We start from the raw sequence: 817 nt of genomic DNA, 5'->3' as shown, positions 1-817 counted from the left end.
TTGATATTCCCGCTTCACCTTTCGAGTATGAGCTTTCATTCGAGTGGTTAAAAGACAAACTATATGAAGTCGGTATTCCTATGTATTTTGGCTCTCTCGTAGCCGGCTGCGTACTTGGCGTCACAGGTTATTTCGGCATAGACGCCATTTGGAAACGCGCAACCCTTAGAAAGTGGCACCACCGAGTCGCTGCCAGAAAAGCGAGAAAAGATAACAAGTCCGTTTAAACTGAAGCCTGCTCTGCAGCACTCCAGGGCTTCAACACACCTTCTTCCATGATTAATACTCTGTCCATCTTGTGCGCTAATTGCGTATCATGCGTTACGACAACGAAGCCTGTATCCAGCTCACGCTGCAAGGTCAGCATCACATCTTGGATCTTTCGTGCTGTGGTTTCATCCAAATTTCCCGTCGGCTCATCCATCAATACGCACTTTGGCTGATTGACCAGCGCACGAGCAATGGCAACTCGCTGACGCTCTCCTCCCGACAACTCAGAAGGCTTATGTTTAGCCCGTGCTGACAAGCCCACTAAGTCAAGCAATTCAAGCGCTCGCGCTTCTGCCAAACGCCGTTTCTGGCCAGCAATGAATAAAGGCATAGCAATATTCTCTACCGCCGTAAACTCCGCTAACAAGTGATGAAACTGATAAACAAAGCCCAGATTCTGATTTCTCAACTCTGTTAGGCGCGCCTCTGAGCACTGACTCAAGTCGCTACCACAAAGCCTTACAAGACCTTCGCTCGCTTTATCCAAACCACCCAATATATTCAACAAAGTCGTTTTACCAGAGCCGGAAGCGCCCAATACGCTGAC

At 48.5% G+C, this 817-nt stretch carries 2 protein-coding genes; one reads left to right on the top strand and one right to left on the bottom strand.

The window, feature by feature from the left end; genetic code table 11:
• Positions 1-227 (top strand): DUF2062 domain-containing protein (locus A3735_RS26910; protein ID WP_156499957.1); only part of this gene is annotated, 227 nt, incomplete at its 5' end.
• Here A3735_RS26910 and A3735_RS26905 read toward each other — a convergent pair.
• Positions 224-817 (bottom strand): ABC transporter ATP-binding protein (locus A3735_RS26905; protein WP_068638994.1); only part of this gene is annotated, 594 nt, incomplete at its 5' end. The genes A3735_RS26910 and A3735_RS26905 overlap by 4 nt on opposite strands.

The organism is Oleiphilus sp. HI0061, assembly GCF_001635675.1.
The sequence above is the reverse complement of the archived record's forward strand: the minus strand, read 5'-3'. Positions and strand labels throughout refer to the sequence as shown.